We start from the raw sequence: 22,625 nt of genomic DNA, 5'->3' as shown, positions 1-22,625 counted from the left end.
TATTGTTGTTGATTAGCTATGGTTTACAAAACTTGACCCATGTTATGATGGGTTATTGTATCTTATTAGCTTGATACAATTATTAAGCCAATGCCAGATTTTATTTCCACAATAAAGAATAATTGTATAACTCTAAAGTCTAAAAAAATGAAGTCCCTATTCACGATTTTTTCTTTTTTCTTTTTATTATTTAATCAACTGCATGCCCAAAGCAAATATATTACTGCCCCGGAAGGTTTTGATATAGAGAAACCTGATATCGCTCATGGAAATATTGATACTTTAACTTATAACTCAAACACTGTTGGGTGTAATCGTCGTGCATTAGTATACACGCCTCCAGGTTTTTCAAGAGATAAAAAATATCCGGTACTGTATCTTTTGCATGGCATTGGAGGTGATGAAAAAGAGTGGTTTATACAAGGTACGCCTCAGGTTATCTTAGATAACTTGTATGCTCAAAATAAGGTGGAGCCTATGATTGTGGTGTTGCCAAATGGGCGCGCCATGAAAGATGACAGGGCGATAGGCAATATTTTTGATAGTGCAAAGGTGGCAGCTTTCTCTACTTTCGAAAATGAATTATTAAATGATTTAATTCCTTATGTAGAAAAGAATTTTCCTGTTTTTACCGATAGGGAACATCGTGCTTTGGCAGGGTTGTCGATGGGCGGAGGCCAGTCGTTGAATTATGGGTTAGGCAACCTCGATTACTTTGCCTGGGTTGGCGGTTTTTCTTCGGCGCCCAATACAAGGGAGCCGCAAATACTTGTGCCAAATCCTGCTGAAGCCAAAAAAAAGCTAAAATTGTTGTGGCTGTCTTGTGGCGATAAGGACAACCTGATGAATTTTACCAAGCGCACCCATGAGTATCTACAAGAGAATAATGTCAATCATATTTTTCAGGTATTGCCAAATGGCTATCACGATTTTAAAGTGTGGAAAGACAATTTGTATCACTTTTCGCAATTATTGTTTAAGCCTGTTGATCCTTCAATTTTTAATGTGGCAAATAGTGTTGGCGTAAAAGCTGAAACTGCAATGCGTTCAGCGCAATATCCTAAAACATTGCCCGATGGGCGTGCTGTTTTTAGCATAAAAGCGCCTGAAGCTCATAAAGTACAAGTTGACTTAGGGCGCAAATACGATATGGTAAAAGCTGAGGAAGGAGTGTGGGAAGTGGTTACCGATTCCTTAAGCGAAGGCTTTCATTACTATTCATTAATTATCGATGGCGTTGCTGTTGCTGATCCAAATAGTGAAACATTTTATGGCATGGGTCGGATGGCTAGTGGAATTGAGGTGCCTTTTAGTGGCGATGGCTATTATCAAATTAAAGATGTGCCACATGGCGATATTCGCATCAAGCGGTACTATTCAAGTTTAACCAACTCTTGGCGCAATTTTTATATGTACACACCTCCGGGATATGATAAAAACACTAAAGAAAAATATCCGGTTTTGTATTTGCTTCATGGCGGTGGCGAAGACCAACGTGGCTGGGCTACACAAGGTAAAATAGATTTGATTTTAGATAACCTTATTGCCGAAGGAAAAGCAAAGCAAATGGTTGTAGTAATGTTAGATGGCAACATGGCTTTATCGGGTTTTAGCGAAGATTTCTTTAAACTTTTTGAAGCTGATTTATCGCAAGTTGTTATTCCATTTGTAGAAAAACATTACCGCGTTAAAACAGATGCTCAATCGCGGGCTTTAGCTGGATTGTCCATGGGAGGGATGCAAACGCTTTATGCCGGATTACACAATACTCAGTTGTTTGGATATTTAGGAGTGTTTAGTTCTGGATGGATTCATCCAATGCAAGATGAATTGGCTAATAAACAGTATGCTTTTATAAAGGAAAACACCAAGCTGATAAATAAAAATCTTAAAAGCTTCTGGATTTCGATGGGAGGTAAAGAAGATATTGCCTGGAAAAACTGCCAAATCATGCTGGGCAAGTTCGATGAAATGAAGATAAAATATGTTTACAGCGAATATCCAGGAGGGCATTCATGGCCGGTATGGCGAAATAATCTGTATAATTTTTCTCAAGTATTATTTAAGTAATTTTGGAGGTAAATATGAAAAAATACATATGCCCGGTAATTGGGTTGTTAATGATTATGCTGAATGCCTGTACAAGCCTTGAACCTGGCCAGGTAAAGGTTCAAGAAGGTATTTTACAAGGTGTTGAAGAAGATGGATTGACTGTTTTTAAAGGTGTCCCTTTTGCTGCAACTCCGGTGGGTGATTTGCGTTGGAAAGCCCCTCAGCCTGCAGGAAAATGGAAAGGTGTAAAAGAAGCAAAAGAGTTTGCCCCAGCTCCAATGCAGGGAGGCAACCCGCCATCAGGCAAAAGCGAAGATTGTTTGTACTTGAATGTCTGGACGCCTGCAAAATCTGCCGAAGAAAAGATTCCTGTGTTGGTTTGGATTTATGGAGGTGGCTTTAGTTTTGGCTCTACCTCGGAACCGGTATATGACGGTGCAGCGCTGGCAAAGAAAGGCGTTGTGTTGGTTAGTATTGCTTACCGAGTTGGGCAGCTGGGTTTTTTGTCTCATCCAGAGCTGACTGCCGAAAGCACTGATGGTGTTTCTGGTAACTATGGCTTGTTAGACCAGATTGCTGCGCTTAAATGGATACAAACAAATATTGCAGCCTTTGGTGGCAACCCCAATAAGGTAACCATTTTCGGAGAGTCTGCCGGGGCAATTTCGGTAAGTATGTTGTGTGCTTCGCCATTGGCTAAAGGGCTTTTCCATGGCGCTATTTCACAAAGTGGCGGCTCATTTGGGCCAACACGCCCTACAACCTATCCGGGTGAGAATATGAAAACTTTAAAACAGGCTGAAGCTGATGGTATTGCCTACGCCCAGCAACATGGGGCAGCTTCTCTTGCCGAGTTAAGGCAATTGCCAGCCGAAAAACTAATTCCGGCTGGTTGGACAATGCCTGGAGGCTGGCCTATTGTAGATGGCCATGTGATTATGGGCGATCAGTATAAGCTTTATCAGGAAGGAAAGTATAATGATGTGCCTGTATTGATTGGTTATAATTCCGATGAGGGGGCTAGTTTTATGTGGGAGAAAAATCCACAGGTGGCAGCTGAAAATGTGAAGGGCCGTTTTGGGCAATTTGCTGATTCTTTAATTATGGCTTATCCATTGGGCGAAGAAAGTGTGCCAAAAACTGGGCGGGACTTAATGCGTGATGCAGCCTTTGGATGGCATACCTGGAGTTGGGCAAGGCTTCAATCGCAGGGCGGAAAGTCAGATGTTTACTATTATTATTTCGACCAACATCCTGATTATCCAAAGGATTCCCCTCAATTTGGTTATGGCTCGCCTCATGGGCAGGATGTGGCCTATGTTTTCCAAAAGCTAGATGCATCTAATCCTCATACTTCAGAATCAGATATTGAAATATCCCGTGCTATGGGAGATTATTGGGTGAACTTTACCAAGTATGGCAATCCCAATGGCGAAGGGCTTCCTGAGTGGCCAGCATTTAATGATGACACAAAGCAAGTAATGTATTTAGGCTCTACACCTCATTTGGGGCCTGTGCCTAGTGAGGAATCGTTGAAAGTTTTGGATACTTATTTTGAGTGGAGGCGCACTTCTAATGGGGAGGCGTGGGCAAAATAAATTGTTGCAAATGACAATTGTAAAACAAATGGTGCATTTAAAAACTAAGGTTGTTTTATTGCTTATCCTTGTTGCTTTGGCTTTGCAATCAACAGCATTTGCACAGGATTCAACCGGCTTGGACAAAATTGATACTTATGTCGATTTCAAGGCAGAGTTTATGTGGGAGGCAAAAGTAACCATTGGCGAAGCCATACAGATAGGTGAAAGCAAATATGGTTCAAGGCAGGTTATCCCAATTACAGGTGGCACATTTAAAGGCCCTAAAATAAAGGGGGATGTGCTTCCTGCCGGCGAAGATTGGCAGCTGGTAAGGCCCGATGGGGATGTTGAGTTTAATGCCCGTTATATGTTGAAGACTGATGATGGCGTTGTCATTCAGGTAATTAATCAGGCGTTGTTTCACCTGTCAAAAAGCAAAGGCAAGGAAATACCTTATTTAAAATCAGTGCTTAATTTCGAGGCGCCGGTGAATAGCCCGTATGAGTATTTGAACCACGCCATTTTCTTAGGAACTATACAAGTACCAAAGTTAGAGCCCGGGGAAATACCTTATGTGGTTATAAGTGTTTATAAGCTTTTGTAATAGGTGTTTGTTGTTCGATTTTAGAACTAAAATATCTAATACTGAAAATCATAATTGTACTAATACGATAATTTAGCCTTCAGGAGGTGGCTCATTGATAACTAATGAGAACCTTCTGAAGGCTTTTTTTTTGAATGAACAAACGGGTGCAAGCGTCTCGCTTGTGCCTTATTAGAATTTTGTAAAAATGCTAACCTGTTATAACCGGTGCTAGCTTTAGAGTGTTAACCTGGAAAATAATGTAAAACATTAAAAAAAAATAGACATATGCAACGAGCCATGAGTAATACTTCCTCACACATGAGAATCGAAGATCGGCGAAGCCAATGATTAAGTTGGCGAGTTCCATATGGCCTTAAAAAACAAAATATAAACAGATGAAAAGAAGTTATTTAATTGCCCTGTTGTTGGCAACAGTTCTTGGTAGGGTAAATGCACAGAACCCTATTATTCAAACAAGTTTTACTGCCGATCCGGCGCCAATGGTTTATAACGATACTGTCTTTCTATATACATCGCATGATGAGGACGATACGAAAGACAATTTTTTCACAATGTACGATTGGCATTGTTATTCATCGGTTGATATGGTGAATTGGACAAACCATGGTGCAGTGGCATCGTTAAAAAACTTCAAGTGGCTGGATAAAACAAATGGGGCATGGGCGGTTCAATGTATCGAACGAAATGGCAAATTCTACCTTTATGTGCCTATTCACGGGACTGGCATTTGTGTTTTGGTAGCAGATTCGCCATATGGGCCATTTTCCGATCCTTTGGGCAAACAGCTGATAGATAGCGATCATTTGTGGAATGATATTGACCCGACTATATATATTGATGATGATGGGCAGGCTTATTTATACTGGGGAAATCCAAATGTTTGGTATGTGAAATTGAATGAAGATATGCTTTCATACGATAAAAGTATTGGAAATAATGGTGTGGTATCGGTTGATATGGTTGCTGAATCTTTTGGGAAAGGGGTAAAAAAAGATGGCACTTCGGGTACCAAATACGTTGAAGGCCCATGGTTTTATAAGCGAAACAATCTTTATTACCTTATTTACGCAGCAGAAGGCGTGCCCGAATACATTGGGTATTCAACCTCTAAATCGCCGGAAGGCCCATGGGCTTACCAGGGGATAATAATGGAGCGTTCAGAGGACTTGGCGTTTACAAATCATGCAGGGGTTATTGATTATAAAGGCAATTCATATTTCTTCTATCATAACCAGGGGTTGCCTAATGGCGGAGGTTTTAGGCGCTCTACTTGTGTTGAGCAATTTGAGTATAATTCTGACGGAACCATTCCATTAATCAACCCAACAAAAGAAGGCGTGAAAGAAGGTGTGGCACATTTAAATCCATTCAAAAGAAATGAGGCTGAAACAATGGCTTGGTCCGAGGGGGTTAAATATAAAGAGGATAATGAAGTTGGTGTTTTCATCACTGCCGAAACAAATAATGCATTCACTAAAGTTAAAGGTGTTGATTTTGGCGAAAAGGGGGCTGTCAAATTTACAGCACAACTTGGCACTTCAACTGATAGTGGCGCAATAATGGAAGTCCGCCTCGATAGCCGTGATGGCCTTTTAGTTGGGAGTGTGCAAGTGCCAATGTATGGTGGTGATGGCAAGTGGGGTTTAATTACTATAGATGTTGAAAAGATAACCGGGGTACATGGTGTTTATTTCATCTTTAAAGGCAAAACTGAAAAAGTCCTTATGAATTTCGATTATTGGCAATTTATGGAGTGATTTAGTTTAATAGATAATGGAAGAAGTATTTGTAATAAATGCGAATCAAGGGATGAAAATAGAGTTTTGAATTCTGGCGCGTCCAAAATAAAAAAAAATGAAGCCGGGCTTGGGTGAAACGCCAATAAAAATAATAATTAGGATAGAATTGTCTTGAGTTTAATTAATATGCTCTCATTTGCTAGATAAATTCAAGATTCTATCTTCTGTTTTACCCCTATTTTTCTTCTAAAGGGGATTTTTAGCCTCACCCTTTAGAGGATGTTTGGAGGGGTGTTGTGATTCAATATCTTTATTCCGGCCTGGAGTATCTTGTTGAAAAGGCGGTTATTATCTGATATTATAAATCAAATATCTTAGAGTAAAAGGCGCCTCTTAATGCAATGGATAACTTCGCTTTGAGTTATAGAAGAATAATACTAATCAAAATTTTAATGAAATGAGAATATATAGCCTGTACACGTTTCTATTATTTGTCAATGTTTTTTTGGGGAACGCATTGGCACAAAATGGCAATGCGGTTAATCCAATAATACATGCCGATGTCCCGGATTTGTCAATCATAAGGGTTGGCGATGTTTATTATATGAGCAGCACCACCATGCACATGAGCCCGGGGGTGCCAATTATGAAATCGAAAGATTTGGTTAACTGGGAAATGGTGAATTATTGTTATGATGTTTTGGACGATGTGGATGATTTAAACCTTGAAAATGGAAAAAGCACTTACGGGAAAGGTTCCTGGGCAAGTAGCCTCCGTTATCATAAAGGCAGGTATTACGTTTCAACGTTTGCAGGTACAACCGGAAAAACATATATCTATTCAACTAAAAATATAGAGAAAGGGCCTTGGAAGAAAACCGCGTTTAAGCCAATGTTGCATGATCATTCCCTGTTTTTCGATGATGATGGGAAAACTTACATGGTATATGGTAGTGGAAAAATTAAATTGGTTGAGCTAAATAAAAACCTCGATGGCATTATTCCTGAATCAGAACAAGTGATTATCGAAGATGCAGGGTTGCCTGCCGGAGATAATCTAATGTTGCCTGCCGAAGGTTCTCAGTTGTTTAAGGTTGATGGCAAATATTACTTGTTTAATATTACCTGGCCTCGGGGAGGTATGAGGACTGTAATTATCCATCGTGCCGATAAAATAACCGGCCCATATGAGGGGCGTTTGGCTTTGCAGGATAAAGGTGTTGCGCAAGGCGGGTTAATTGATACGCCTGATGGAAAATGGTTTGCTTACCTGTTTAGGGATAATGGGGCAGTAGGGCGCATCCCATATATGGTTCCTGTTAGTTGGGAAGATGGCTGGCCTGTGCTTGGGGTTGATGGCACAGTGCCGGATACACTTGATTTGCCTGTCAGCAAAGGATTGATGCCTGGCATTGTTGCTTCAGATGAATTTAGCCGAACCAAAAAAGAGGCTGATTTGCCTTTGGTGTGGCAATGGAACCATAATCCGGATAATGCACTTTGGTCTGTCCGCCAGCGCGAAGGTTATTTGCGTTTAACAACCGGAAGGGTTAATAACGATTTTCTTTTAGCTAAAAATACTTTAACACAAAGAACCATCGGGCCAACATGTTCAGGTTCAACCATGCTTGATGTGTCTAATATGAAAGAGGGCGATTTTGCCGGCTTGGCATTATTGCAGAAAAAATATGGTTTGGTAGGCGTAAAATACGAAGCTGGTGCTAAGAAAATTGTCATGGTGAGTGCTCAAACCGAAAGCCCGGCCGAAGTAGAAAGCTTGCCGTTGAACCAGTCAACTATTTATTTAAAAGCAGATTGTGATTTTACAGGATGGCCCGATATTGCCTATTTCTATTATAGCCATGATGGGCAAAAGTGGAAAAAAATAGGATCTAATTTAGAGATGCAATATACCTTGCCTCATTTTATGGGCTATCGTTTTGGCCTTTTCAATTATGCTACAAAAGAATCCGGTGGATATGTTGATTTTGATTATTTCCATATTAGTGATGAAATATCTCCAAAGGAAGAACGATATATATTCCTTAGTTTAGGTCAATCCAATATGGAAGGTAATGCCAGAATTGAAGCTCAGGATACCATAGATGTAAATCCAAGATTTCAAGTGATGGCAACAGTTGATTGTCCTGATCTTGGAAGAGAGAAAGGGAAATGGTATACTGCAATTCCGCCTTTATGTCGTTGTCATACCGGATTAACGCCTACAGATTATTTTGGAAGAACTTTGATTGATGAATTGCCTGAGAATATAAAAGTTGGGGTTATTAATGTGGCTGTAGGTGGCTGTAAAATTGAACTTTTTGATAAGGATAACTATCAAGCTTATGTGGATTCTTCCCCTGATTGGTTAAAAAATATGGTGAAAGAATACGATGGTGATCCATATGGAAGATTGGTGGAGATGGCTAAGTTGGCTCAAAAGGAAGGTGTTATTAAAGGAATTCTTATACATCAGGGTGAATCAAATACCGGGGACACTCTTTGGACAAAAAAAGTTAAGCTTGTTTATGACAATTTAATTGCTGATTTAGGTCTGAACCCCCAAGAGGTTCCTTTACTGGCCGGAGAAATGGTAAGTGCAGCAGAAGGTGGAGCTTGTGCCAGCATGAATGCAATTATAAATTCACTTCCCCAGGTTATTCCAAACTCATATATTATTTCTTCACAAGCTTGTCCTGCAAAAGGTGATCATTTGCATTTTACAGCAGAAGGATATCGGATTTTAGGAAAACGATATGCAAAAAAGATGCTTTCAATATTAGGTTATTAATACAAAAAAATATCAAGCTGAAATAATGATTTTTCAATAAAAGGATGATGCAAACGAGAGATATAAAGTATTTTTTTATTAAGCTTAGTTGCTTGTTCATTTTGTGCTTTCCTTTCTGTGAAAGGTCATTTGCTCAAATAAATTTGGGATGCATAGAAAATATCCTTTCAAATGAACCTGTAAGTGATTTAAATTTTCCTATCGTATCACAAGCCGGGATAGTGGCAAGTATTGTATATGATAAATCTGATTTCAAAGGTGTAATAAGAGCAGCACAGGATTTACAAAAAGATATTTTTTCAGTTACAGACGTCAAGCCTGAGTTAAATCCTCAAAACACCGGAATTAAATATCAAATTATAGTTGGAACTATTGGCCACAGTCAGCAAATTAAGCAGCTTTCTAACTCTGGCAAATTAGATATTGAACCCTTGCAGGGAAAGTGGGAAAGTTTTGTCATTTCAACCATTGATAATCCATATCCAGATGTAGCGAAATGTCTTGTAATTGCAGGTAGTGATAAACGAGGTACTATTTATGGAATATACGAATTATCTAAGCAACTTGGTGTTTCGCCATGGTATTGGTGGGCCGATGTTCCTCCAAATAAACGGACTTCTGCTTATGTTTTAAACGGGACTTATTATTCCGGGGAGCCCAAAGTAAAATACAGGGGCATTTTTATTAATGATGAGAATCCATGCATGCAACGCTGGGCCAAAGAAAAATTTGGAGGGCTGAATAGTGAGATGTATGTTCGTGTATATGAGTTACTTTTACGTTTGCATGCAAATCTTTTATGGCCGGGAATGTGGGGATCAATGAAGGAATATAATCCTTTAGTGCCAATTCTAAAAGATGAAAGTGGAAATTATCTTGGTAATTCTTTCAATGAAGATGATGATCGAAACCCTCGGGTTGCTGATGAATACGGTATTGTAATAGGAACATCGCATCATGAGCCCATGCAACGCTCGCAGCAGGAATGGATCCGAAACAAGACCAATTATGGTAATGGAGAATGGAATTATCTGACTAATAAAAAAGGTATTCAACAGTTTTTTAAAGAAGGTATTGAACATACTAAAGACTACGAGAGCTTGATAACTATAGGGATGCGTGGTGATGATGATAAGCCTATGGTGGATGCTGGAAGTGCTGAAGCTAATTTTAGAATCTTAGAAGGTATTATTAAAGATCAGCGACAAATAATCAAAGAGGCCACAGGTCGTAATGCATCTGAAATGCCTCAGGTTTGGACGCTTTATAAAGAAGTGCTTGAATATTACGGGCAGGGTATGAAAGTTCCTGATGATGTGATTGTTGCTTTTTGTGATGATAATTGGGGTGATGTAAGACGGTTACCGGAATTGAACGAAAAGAAACATCCGGGAGGTTACGGAATGTACTATCATGTTGGATATTATGGAGCTCCAAGGGCTAATAAGTGGCTTAATGTTACACAAATTCAACAAATGTGGGAGCAGCTTCAGTTAACGTATGATTATGGTGTAGATAAATTGTGGATACTTAATGTTGGTGATTTAAAACCTAACGAATACCCCATGGATTTTTTCCTGAATATGGCATGGAATCCTAAGAACTTTACCTTAGAACACCTTGACGATTATTATGTAGAATTTTGTGCACAGCAATTTGGATCATCTCAGGCGCAAGAAGCAAGCTGTATATTGAATACTTACTGTAAATATGCCAGTCGTGTTACTCCCGAAATGTTGGATGAAAATACATACAACCTGCAAAGCGGTGAATTTAAAATGGCCAGAGATGAGTTTTTGGCCCTCGAAGCACGTGCCCTTAGGCAATATATTGAAATGCCCGAAGTTTACAAGGATACATATTTTCAGTTGGTGCTGTTTCCGGTACAAGCCTTGGCAAATGTTTATGATATGTATTATTCTGTTGCCATGAATCAAAAACTGGCTAAAGAAAAAGATACGGCTGCAAATTTTTGGGCCGATAGGGTTGAGCGTTGTTTTAAACGTGATGGAGAATTAACCAATAGTTATAATCAAAAATTAGCGAATGGCAAATGGAATCACATGATGGATCAGGTTCATATTGGCTATACTTCCTGGCATGCGCCACAGTTTAATATTATGCCAACAGTAATCCGTATTTCTTTCGATGAAGTTCAAACAGGCGGTTATGTATTTTCAGAAAAAAATGGGGTGGTGGCCATCGAGGCTGAACATTATTTTAATTGTCAGACTGCAGCAAATTCCCAATGGCAGATTATACCTAATATGGGAAGGACCTTGTCGGGCATTGCTTTAATGCCTTATACCGAAAAAACTGATGGTTCATTCCTCTCTTATAAATTTAAATTAAATGCCGGTTCGGACAGTATTAAAGTGAGGCTGTATTTAGATAGTACGCTTTCGTTTAAAAAAGGTGGACATAGTATAGCTGTTGCTATTGCGGGGGGGAAGGAAAAAATTGTCAATATCAATAACGAGTTGGTTTGGAAAAATTGCTATACAAAAATGTATCCTACGGCTGCTGCACGAATGATTGAATTAGAAATAACAGTTCCTCTTCCATATCGAGAAAATGGTAATTGTATATTAAAGATAAAACCACTGGATCCGGGAATAGTATTTTATAAAATCATTATTGATAATGGCGGATTTGAAGAATCTTTTCTGAAAATGCCCGAAAGTCCTTATGAGAAAATAACTCAGTGATTTACAAAAACGTCAAATTGTAATATAAAAATCTATGCAAATGGAAAAAAAATCTACAAAATCTATTAATAAAATAAGACTGATTTGTCTGCTTGCAGTCTTTGTTTTTAGTTTAATAGGCGTTAGTAATACTAATGCTCAGGAAACAGTTCAATTACGCAGACCTATTTCACCAAACCAGCCTATGTGGTTAGTTCATATTGATACCTGGAATTATGCTGACCCTCAGAAAATTATTGACTTGATTCCAGAAGATATTCGTCCTTATGTAGTAATGAATATCTCATTGTCAATTAGTCACGATACAGAAACGAGTAGATTTAAAGTTGCCGAATATGGTTATGAAATAGCGAAATCGTGGGTAAGAACATGTGCTCAGAATCAAATGTGGGCTATGATTCAGATTGCAAGTGGTGGATATGCCCAATTTTCAGATTCGGATTTATCTGTATATCACGAATTTTTTCAAGATTATCCTAATGTCATTGGATTTAATTATGCCGAACAATTTTGGGGGTATGATGATTCCACAGATCCTCTTTCTCCTGCCTGGACCGACCGTATAGCACATTTTGCAGATTTGTTAAAATTGTGTAATCAATATGGAGGTTATCTTGTGGTTAGCTGGTGCGGAAACCAATGGAGTCCTAGTATCAACCCAGTTGCAATGTTAAAAAGAAACCCTGCTTTTGCCGAGGCTTGCTTAAAGTATACCGAGAATTATATCTTATGTGAAAAATATACCCAACAATCTTATCAATCCGATATGGAAAGTATATGTTTGGGTTCCTATCTTTCCGGTTATAGTGGAAACTATGGCATAAGATATGATGACACAGGATGGACCAATGCCAATGGAGAGCATGCCAACTTTAGTTTGGCAACAGGTGGCGCTCCTCATCTAGAACATATCATGCTAACAGGGCAAACAGTGATAGATGCCCCGGAATTAATTTGGTTACAGTGTTTTCATGAATTGAATGCTGCTAATACTACAGATGGTTATATGGAGCGACGATGGGAAACTTTTCCTCAATTCGATAATTTTAGTATTGATCTTTTTAGGAAAATAATAGATGGTACTATCCGTATTCCTTCACGCCAGGAAGTGATTGATCGTACCAAGTTGGTTGTTGTTAATGATGTAAATTCAGGCTCTTCCGATCAAATATATAGCTCGCCGGAAACTATGTTTGAAGGACTCTATCGTATGGATAATGACGGTAATTATGAAGATAATAAAAGCTTCTTTAAAAAGACCGGACGCTACCCAACTGTTCCTACTGTTTTTCAATTGGGAGATGATATGGCACAATCATTTGATGTTGTTGTGAATAAATCAGCTTATTCAACTCGTTGGTCTTCTGTTTCAAATAAGGTCGCTGAGTTTAATACGATGTTTGAAGAAGAATATACCGGTGATTTATATGTTGGACGTCACGAAAACGGTTGGGTTACCTATAACCCCTATAAAACAGGACAAATGGCCAGTGCAAATATTCCGTTTAAATTCAATACAAGTGAATCGATTGATCTTACTTATTCGCAGTATACCTCAGGAGTAATGAAGGAATATGCAGATAAAGTAACATTATATCTAAGTAATTATGACGAAAATGATGCGAGTTTAAAAACGGATGAATTAAAGATATACGGTTGTACTGCTGAACCAACCTACTCCTATGTTGATAGAGCAGACCACACGGCAAGTGTTCTTAGCAATAGTTGGGCAGATGATGTCTTTACTTTAACTGTTCAACATAACGGACCGTTGGATATTACAATCAATTGTGCAGGTAATGCAACTGATCGTCTGACATCATACACAACTGCATCAATTGAAGCTCCTGATCAGCCTGCTGTTTATACAGGACCTCTGCAATATGAAGCAGAATGTTTCGATTATAAATACATTAGTGGAATAACTACAAGTGGATATAGCAGTAGCATTCGAAATTATACCGGACAAGGATATTTACGTTTTGGTACTAATGCATTGGCAAGTGTCCGTGATACTGTAACAGTGATCAGATCCGGTGATTATCAGTTGTTGACTAAATATTTAGCCTCCGCAGGAGATGTTACTACTATTGATTTATATGTTAATGGAACCAAAGTGGCAACACCAAATTTTACAGGAACCAACAGTGATAGTGATTGGAGTGTTAATGCACAGAAGGTTACATTAAATACTGGCAAGAATGTTATTGTTTTTAAAGCTAATACATCCGGTACAAATAATATCGTTTTCGATAACATTGTTGTTACTCAGGGAGAAGAAAGTAATGTTTATACTTTTTCAGGAGATATAGCATCAACAGAATCAAGCAGTCCTGCAGCCCAGTTGGTAACAGTGCAAAGCGGAAGTGCTGGTGTTGTTGCCTATACCAATGCCAACAGCGAAACAAGTAATTGTTTTAAAGCTTATACAGTAGGCACAACGAATAGTACTGCTGTAGCAGATTTGGATATGTTTTCTTCAGCTTCTTCAAATTATTCAATTGTATGGAAAGAGTATTATGAAACCACTGGGGGAAAAAAAGGTGTTTTGTTAAGAGGAACTGGTGATAATGGTTCTTCTGCTTACGCTGAAGGAATGAAACAGGGCTATTTATTTATTGCTTTGAATAATGACGATAATACCGTTACCCTTGAGCCATATGTTGCAGGAACCGATGGTCTTACGAGTCGGGCAACATATACAACCAGCTTTACCATCGAACCCGGAAAACCTTGCTGGTACAGAGCAACCGTATATGATAACCAGTTAAAATTTGAATGTTCAAATGATAGTGTTACCTGGGTCGGAGGTTCTGAAACCTTGTTTACAGATGATACATATTCATCCGGATCAACAGAACTTGTATGGGGACTAAATTCCAACAATTTTAGCTGGGAAATGGATAACATTACTTATCTGTCTGGTAATATTTCTGTTTCTTTAATTAAGATGGAAGATTTTAGTTATGAACAGAGCGCTGGTCCTTCCGAAACTCAGTCATTTATCGTTTCAGGTAATTCCCTTATAAATAATATTGAAATTCAAGCTCCGGATAACTTTGAAGTTTCATTAGTCGAAAACTCAGATTTTGCATCTACATTGAATTTAGCCTCAACAAATGGAGAGGTTGAAGCAACTACCATATATGTACGTTTAAAAGAAGGATTAGCAATTCATTCATATAGCGGAGAAATAGCAGTAGGTTCTGACTTTGTTTCTGGTTATTCAATAAGTGTTGAAGGGGAAGTAGTAGCCTTACCGGTTACGAAGTATTATGATTTTTCAAATGATGTAGTAACTACTTCTGCACAAACACCTCCGGCATTGGATGTAACAATAGGAAAGAATAATACTGCAACAGCAGGTGTGGTTTCCTACACCGATACGAATGGAAACACAAGTAATATGTTAACTCCATATAGTTGTGGACAAAGAAACTCAACCGGCGTAATGGATTTAAATCTTTTTTCGCAAGAAAGTACCGACTATTCAGTTACATGGAAGCAAACTGTTGGTTCTGATTCCTATTATAAAGTAGGTGTGTTATTAAGGGGAGATGTTAACAATGTAGGCAGTGCTTCAACCGGATATACACAGGGTATTATGGAAGGATATTTGCTACTGGTATATACAGTTGGACCAGATGATCGTTCTGAATTTCGAATTTATAAATCAACATCTGATAACGGACTTAATATGTTGAAAAATGGTTATGTAGATCTTTCTCCATCACTTAGACAACCTGTTTGGTATCGAGCATCAGTTTCGGGAAGTTCAAATGTAGAATTAACATTGGAATACTCTATCGATAATATTAATTGGGAAACAGGATCTTCAGCATCGGATGCGTCATCTACAGCATTTCAAGCAGGAGCTACACAAGTAGTATGGGGATTAGCTGCTGATAATGTTGATTTTTATTTGGATGATATAACTTTTAAAGGATTTGAATCTGCAAATGGAACACCGGATCTAATTAATGTATCAACAACTGTATTGAATGGATTTAGTTATGACAATGATGGAATGCCCTATAATCAGTCATTTAGTGTGTGGGGAAGCTCGTTGACAGATGATGTTTATATAAATGCTCCAACAGGATATGAACTTACTTTAGATGAAAATCAAGCATATAGTTCAGAGATTAATCTTTCACCACAAAATGGTAATCTTGCAGAGACTATAGTTTATGTCAGGTTGAAGACAGAGCTTTCTGAAGGGAATTACAATGGCGAAGTTAATATATCATCTATAGGTGTATTAACAAAAACAATTGCACTTTCAGGTGAGGTTCCTAATGATGTAGGTATAGATGATCTGCCGACGGCATCTAAGATTGCAATTTCAATAGAGTATTATTCATTAACCGGAGAGCGAATAAACAATGTTGATAATAGAACCGGATTTTTTATTGAACTAAAAACCTATTCCGATAAAACTGTTTCAGCGAAAAAAATATTAAAGATTAACAAATAAAGAATAAGATAAAATGAAGAAATTAAGTGTAGTTTTCTTTTTGATATGTGTAACAATTAGTGGTCTTATTGCCCAATCAAAACAGGTAGCAAGCCCCGATGGGAAGCTTGTTGTAACAGTGTCTCCTAATAATGGGGCGCCAGAATATAGCGTGGCCCTTAATGGTGTTGCTTTTATCGAAGGTTCGCCAATTGGGTTGAAAACCAATGTTGGCGATTTTTCAACAGGGCTTGAAATGAATGCAGATGTAAAGTCAAATGAAGTTAACGATACTTATGAATTGCCCAACATTAAATTCAGCAAGGTAAATTATAAAGCCAACGAAACTGTGTTTGGTTTTACAAAAGATGGCCAAGCTGCCATTGATGTAACATTCCGCGTAAGCGATAACGATGTTGCATTTAAATATAAAGTATATCCTCAAAAAGAAAATTTTGCTTGTGTAGTTGAAGCCGAAGCAACCGGCTTTAAATTGCCCGAAGGCACTACAACATTTCTTTGCCCGCAGGCAGAGCCAATGCACGGTTTTGCACGTACCTCGCCAAGTTATGAAACAGCCTATTCAGCCGATGCGCCAATTAGGCAAAATGGCTGGGGCAATGGCTATACATTCCCATGTCTGTTTAAGGTAACTGATAAAGGATGGGTATTAATTTCCGAAACTGGCGTTGATGGCAGTTACTGTGCAAGCAGGCTGGTTAATAGCAACGGAGGCTTGTATGCCATTGGTTTTCCTCAAGAAGGCGAGAATAATGGCAATGGCACAACCACTCCAGGTATTGCTTTGCCGGGCGAAACGCCTTGGCGTACGATTACCGTTGGCGAGACTTTAAAGCCAATTGTCGAAACTACCATCCCTTTTGATGTAGTTGAACCTAAATACGAAGCGTCAAAAAATTATAAGTATACCAAAGGCTCTTGGAGTTGGATCATTAAAATGGACAACAATACCACCTTCCCGGTACAAAAAGAGTACATCGATTTTAGTGCTGCAATGGGATGGGAAACCATATTGATTGATGCCCTTTGGGATACACAAATTGGGCGCGATAAAATTGCCGAGCTGGCTAAATATGGCGAAAGCAAAAATGTTGGGCTTTACTTGTGGTATAACTCAAATGGCTATTGGAACGATGCCCCACAAGGGCCACGTGGCTTAATGCATAATTCAAGAATTAGAAGGGAAGAGATGGCATGGATGCAAAGTGTTGGCATTAAAGGAATAAAGGTAGATTTCTTTGGTGGCGACAAGCAGGTAACCATGCAATTGTATGAGGATATCCTTTCTGATGCCAATGATTTTGGCATTCAGGTGATTTTCCACGGATGTACGTTGCCACGCGGATGGGAGCGCATGTATCCTAACTTTGCGTCAAGCGAAGCAGTGCTAGCCAGCGAGAACCTTCATTTTGGGCAAGGCAGTTGCGATGCCGAAGCTTTTAATGCTTGTATCCACCCATTTATCCGCAATACTGTTGGCAGCATGGATTTTGGTGGGAGCGCTTTGAATCAATTTTATAATGCAGGTAATACCCCAAATAAAGGCACAAAACGCATCACTTCCGATGTTTTTGCTTTAGCAACTGCGGTATTGTTTCAAAGTGGCGTGCAGCATTTTGCTTTAGCACCCAATAATTTAGAAGATGCCCCTGCATGGGCTATTGATTTTATGAAAGAAGTGCCTTCAACCTGGGACGAAGTTCAATTTATAGATGGTTATCCTGGCAAGTATGTTGTATTTGCACGCCGAAAAGGGGATAAATGGTACATCGCAGGAGTAAATGCCCAAAAAGAAACTTTAAAATTGAAAATAAAATTGCCAATGCTTCAAAAAGGAGGCGCTTATACTATGTATGTTGATGATAGCCAATTGTCAGGAAAAAAAGTATCAGGCAAGCTAAATAACAAACAAGAAGTTACCCTTTCTATTCCATGTAATGGAGGTGTTGTAATTGTGCAATAACAAAGAATAACGGTTTTTATAATGAAAAATAACCTTAAAAAACTATCAAAAATTGTGCTTGTTGCTGCTGCCGTTTGTGGCAGTAGCAACGCAATGGCACAAGAAAAACTTTATCCAAACACATTCCCGTTATCAGATGTGCGTTTGTTGGATGGCCCATTTAAAGAGGCTCAGGAACTGAATATTGTTACTTTATTAAAGTACGATACCGATCGTTTTTTAGCACCTTACCTTAAAGCTGCCGGTTTAACGCCTAAAGCTGAAAATTATGGCAACTGGGAAAGCGATGGGCTCGATGGCCATGTTGGCGGGCATTACCTTTCGGCAATGGCCATTCATTATGCTGCAACAGGCAACCAAGCGTGTTTTAAGCGCATGAATTATATGGTGGCTGAGTTAAAAGCTTGCCAGGAAGCCAATGGAAAAAAATATCCCGGTTGGGGCGTTGGCTATGTTGGCGGCGTGCCCAATGGCGCTGATTTGTGGAAAGGTATAAAAGAAGGCAAAACCGAATTGATTTGGAAATATTGGGTGCCTTGGTACAATGTTCATAAAGCTTATGCCGGCTTGCGCGATGCCTGGCTTTATGGTGGTAATGAAGATGCCAAAGAGGTATTTCTGAAGTTTTGCGATTGGGCAGTGGATTTAACCGCTGGCTTAACCGATGCGCAGATGGAAGCTATGTTGGCCAACGAACATGGCGGCATGAATGAGGTTTTGGCTGATGCTTATCAGATAACCGGCAACGAAAAATATTTGGCTACAGCCAAAAGGTTTTCGCACAAAGATATTTTGAACCCTTTAATGGCTGGCGAAGATAAACTTGATAACAAGCATGCCAATACGCAAGTGCCTAAAGCAGTAGGTTTTCAGCGCATAGCTGAGGTGGCCAACGATGCAAAATATAATGATGCAGGCAGTTTCTTTTGGGAAACAGTTACCCAAAACCGCAGTCTGGCGATCGGTGGCAATAGCCGTAAAGAATTTTTCCCAACAGCTGCTTCATGCACTGATTATATCAATGATGTTGAAGGTCCCGAATCCTGCAACACCAACAACATGCTTAAGCTCACAGAGGTACTTTTCAGGATGAATCCTCAGGCTAAATATGCCGATTTTTATGAGCGGGCAATGTTCAACCATATTTTGTCGACCCAGCATCCTGAGCATGGCGGTTATGTTTATTTTACCCCGGCCCGACCAAGGCATTACAGGGTTTATTCGGCACCTAACGAAGCCATGTGGTGTTGTGTAGGTACTGGCCTGGAAAACCATGGAAAATATGGCGAGTTCATCTATTCGCATACCCAGGATTCATTATTTGTAAACTTGTTTGTTGCGTCATCGCTTAATTGGAAAGCAAAAAAGGTTGGGCTCGAACAGCATACCAATTTCCCTTACGAGGAAAAAACGGAGTTGGTAATTACTCAAGGCAATGCAAAGTTTAATATGTTGCTACGTTATCCTTCGTGGGTTGAAGCAGGTAAGCTCCAAATTAAAATTAATGGCAAAAAGCAGGATGTAACAGCCCAGCCATCGTCTTATGTTTCTATCAACCGTAAATGGAAAAAAGGCGATGTGGTTGAAATTTCATTGCCAATGCACAGCACTACCGAAGCATTGCCAAATGTGCCATCGTACATTACGTTCTTGCATGGCCCTATTGTTTTGGGTGCAAAAACCGGTTCAGAGGATTTAAAAGGCCTTGTAGCCGGAAGTGGCCGTTGGGAACACATTGCTGGAGGCAGCATGTTGCCTGTTAACGATGCGCCTGTGATTATTGATGATAACCGTTCTGAAATAGCTGATGTATTAAAACCTGTTGAAGGCAAGCCGCTTCATTTTACAATGAACCAGATGCACATCGAAAACGCCGGTGATCAACTTGAATTAGAGCCATTCTATGGCATTCACGATTCAAGGTACATGATGTATTGGATGCAATTGTCGAATGATGAATATAAAGAGGTTTTGGATTCTATTGCCGCCGAAGAGGCTAAGTTGTTATTGTTGGAAAAACTTACTGTTGATAAAGTGCAACCGGGCCAGCAACAGCCCGAAGCCGATCATTTTGTGCAATCAGCCAATTCTAACACAGGCATATATATGAATGAATTTTGGCGCAATGCCCGTAGTGGAGGCTTCTTTAGTTATCAGTTGAATACAAATGGCGAAACTAACTTGTCATTAATGGTGCGCTATTGGGGCAACGAGTGGGGCAACCGTGCTTTAGATATCCTTATTGATGGCGAAAAGCTGGTGACAGAAGATACTAAGGATAAATGGAATGTATCTGAATTTCGAAACGTTTTTTATGAAATACCGGAGGCTATGTTATATGGGAAAAAACGGATAACTGTAAAATTTGTACCTCATGAAGGTTGTACAGCAGGCGGAGTATTTTTTATGCGTTTGTTTCTTGATGCTTATGAACAGATGAATAGTTATGATTAATAAAATCAAGATAATACTAAGAAGTCTAATGATAGAGGATATGAAAATGACGATTCTTACAATAAAATTTGTAATTATATTAGAAACATTACTTTTTCTGACTATTTCCATTTTAAGTGCTCAGAATATTCATAGTGATAATGGAGATGGTACCTATACCAACCCGGTTATCCCTGCCGATTTTCCGGATCCGGATGTTATTTGCGTCGGTGACACTTATTACATGGTAACAACCACAATGTGGGTGTTTCCTGGTGTAACTGTTTTAAAATCATATGATTTAGTTAACTGGGAATATTGCAGTAATGCTGTGTCTCGATTCGATTTTAGCGATTGTTACAACCTGAATGACTGTAATCGCTATGGCCATGGCCAGTGGGCCACCAGTATTAAGTATAATAATGGCAAATTCTATTTGTTGTTTATTACACTTGATGAAGGCGGGTTTATCTGTTCTGCAGACAAAGCAGAAGGGCCTTGGAAAGTAACAAAACTACCGAAAGGATTTTATGACCCAGGATTGTTCTTCGATACAGATGGGCGTATTTATGTGGCACATGGTTACGGGGATATAAAAATCACTGAGCTTGACAAAAACTTTGCGCCAGTCAGCAATGATTCGCTAGTGTTTAAAGGTGATATCCGCGGTGGGCTCGAAGGTATGCATGTATATAAAATCAATGGCTACTATTATCTGTATGGCACCTATGGCGGTGTTGCTGGTATTCAAGTAGCTTTGCGATCAAAAAATATCTATGGGCCGTATAAGCAGAAAGTAGTAATTGAGGATAAAACTCCGGGCGTCACCTTTGGTGTTCACCAGGGTGCATTAATCGAAACGCAAACAGGCGAATGGTGGACAATGCTGTTTGTTGACAGTGGCCCGTTTGGCCGTATGCCTTCGTTACAACCAGTTACCTGGGAAGTTGGCTGGCCAATGGTTGGCGTTGAGGGGAGAGGTGTGGTAACTTATCGAAAGCCCAATGTAGGCAAGGAATATCCAGTTAAGGAATTTCCAAGGTCTGATGAGTTTGATTCTTCTTCTTTAGGTATGCAATGGGGATGGAATCATAACCCCGATTCAACAAAGTGGTCGCTTACTGAGCGTAAAGGATTCCTCAGGCTTTACACAGCTTCTGTAGTGGATCGCTTACCCAAAGCTGTAAATACATTAACCCAGCGTCCATTCTCGCATTACGATAAGATAACACCATCGTTAGGTACCGCTAAAATTGATGTTGCAAACATGAAGGATGGCGACATTGCAGGTGTTGGTATTTTTCAGGATCCATATGCCTATATCGCAGTTAAGCAAACTGAAGGAAAAAAAGAGCTTGTTATGGTTAATAATGGCCAAACTATTTCGTCTGTTTCAATGAGTGAAGGTAACGAAGTTTATTTACGTGCTATAGCTTCTAACAGTTCCAAAATAGCCTCTTTTGAATATAGTTTCGATAATGAAAATTATACTGCTTTAGGCAATGAATTAAGAATGCAGTTCAATCTTAAAATGTTTACAGGCAATAAGTTTTGTTTGTTTAATTATGCTACCAGCCAGATTGGTGGCTATATTGATATTGATTGGTTTAGGGTTAAGTAAATCATAACCTGTTTGAGTTTTCCTTCTGTCCTTATAGATTCCAAGAAACACGAAAGTGTCATGGAATCTATAATAAACTTAAGAATAGTAAATAATATAATTTTAAAATGAAAACCTTTTAGAGCCTAAATATTTTACCTACTATTCCAGTTTAAACTAATATCAAATACTATAAATGGTTTTGTGTACTTATATTCTTGATTCTATATTTTATTTTGATATTGATTTTTATGCGTAATAATTATCAATGTTAATTAATTATCCTATTAATAGTTATTAATAAACAAATCTTAAACATGAAAAAATTTTTAAGTACTATTATTCTTGTTGGAATAATTTCAGTAAGCATTAATGCTCAATTTATTAGTTTAAAAAAAGGAGACGAACTTACCTTTAAACAATCACGGTACTCAATAAATCATTTTGTAAACGATCAATTAGGTTTAGACAATCAAAATGAACAAATGAGCAGACAATTTACATCTCTAAAAGTTATTGACGAAGTGCGTGGGGGATATAAAATAGTTGCAGAGTGCCGTTATGATTTTAATTATTACAGAATACTAGTGATGCGTTAACTTTTAAAAATATTTTGCAAACAATTATATTTCAATACAATATAAACGTTCTTTGATTTTTTGATTTGATTTGACT

11 protein-coding genes are annotated in these 22,625 nt (G+C 38.8%); all 11 read left to right on the top strand.

Features of this window, described 5'->3' with window-relative positions:
• Positions 1-147: 147 nt before the first annotated feature.
• Positions 148-2,070, top strand: a complete 1,923-nt coding sequence (locus OM074_RS15095) for an alpha/beta hydrolase-fold protein (protein ID WP_301200909.1) — start codon at positions 148-150, stop codon at positions 2,068-2,070.
• Positions 2,071-2,084: 14 nt separating this feature from the next.
• Positions 2,085-3,650 carry a carboxylesterase/lipase family protein gene (locus OM074_RS15090; protein ID WP_301200907.1) on the top strand — a complete coding sequence of 522 codons (1,566 nt, stop codon included), beginning with the start codon at positions 2,085-2,087 and terminating at the stop codon, positions 3,648-3,650.
• A 10-nt stretch (positions 3,651-3,660) separates the two neighbouring features.
• On the top strand, positions 3,661-4,236 hold the full coding sequence (locus tag OM074_RS15085; protein WP_301200906.1) for a DUF3237 domain-containing protein: 576 nt from the start codon (positions 3,661-3,663) through the stop codon (positions 4,234-4,236).
• Between the two features lie 377 nt (positions 4,237-4,613).
• The gene (locus tag OM074_RS15080) at positions 4,614-5,996 is read left to right on the top strand and encodes a glycoside hydrolase family 43 protein (protein WP_301200904.1); all 1,383 of its coding nucleotides are present in this window, start codon (positions 4,614-4,616) and stop codon (positions 5,994-5,996) included.
• 439 nt (positions 5,997-6,435) lie between these two features.
• Positions 6,436-8,769, top strand: coding sequence for a beta-xylosidase family glycoside hydrolase (locus OM074_RS15075; protein ID WP_301200902.1), 2,334 nt, complete (start codon positions 6,436-6,438; stop codon positions 8,767-8,769).
• 143 nt (positions 8,770-8,912) lie between these two features.
• Positions 8,913-11,477: a glycosyl hydrolase 115 family protein gene (locus OM074_RS15070; protein ID WP_301200900.1), complete on the top strand. Its 2,565-nt coding sequence runs from the start codon at positions 8,913-8,915 to the stop codon at positions 11,475-11,477.
• A 40-nt stretch (positions 11,478-11,517) separates the two neighbouring features.
• Positions 11,518-15,954, top strand: a complete 4,437-nt coding sequence (locus OM074_RS15065; RefSeq protein WP_301200898.1) for a glycoside hydrolase family 98 domain-containing protein — start codon at positions 11,518-11,520, stop codon at positions 15,952-15,954.
• Between the two features lie 13 nt (positions 15,955-15,967).
• Positions 15,968-17,917: a glycoside hydrolase family 97 protein gene (locus OM074_RS15060; protein WP_301200896.1), complete on the top strand. Its 1,950-nt coding sequence runs from the start codon at positions 15,968-15,970 to the stop codon at positions 17,915-17,917.
• A gap of 21 nt (positions 17,918-17,938) precedes the next feature.
• The gene (locus OM074_RS15055; protein WP_301200894.1) at positions 17,939-20,371 is read left to right on the top strand and encodes a glycoside hydrolase family 127 protein; all 2,433 of its coding nucleotides are present in this window, start codon (positions 17,939-17,941) and stop codon (positions 20,369-20,371) included.
• Positions 20,372-20,411: 40 nt separating this feature from the next.
• On the top strand, positions 20,412-21,971 hold the full coding sequence (locus tag OM074_RS15050) for a glycoside hydrolase family 43 protein (protein ID WP_301200892.1): 1,560 nt from the start codon (positions 20,412-20,414) through the stop codon (positions 21,969-21,971).
• A 296-nt stretch (positions 21,972-22,267) separates the two neighbouring features.
• Positions 22,268-22,549, top strand: coding sequence for a hypothetical protein (locus tag OM074_RS15045; RefSeq protein ID WP_301200890.1), 282 nt, complete (start codon positions 22,268-22,270; stop codon positions 22,547-22,549).
• Positions 22,550-22,625 lie beyond the last annotated feature (76 nt).

Origin of the sequence: Plebeiibacterium marinum (assembly GCF_026013615.1) — a bacterium.
GTDB lineage: Bacteria > Bacteroidota > Bacteroidia > Bacteroidales > Marinilabiliaceae > Saccharicrinis > Saccharicrinis marinus_A.
The sequence above is the reverse complement of the archived record's forward strand: the minus strand, read 5'-3'. Positions and strand labels throughout refer to the sequence as shown.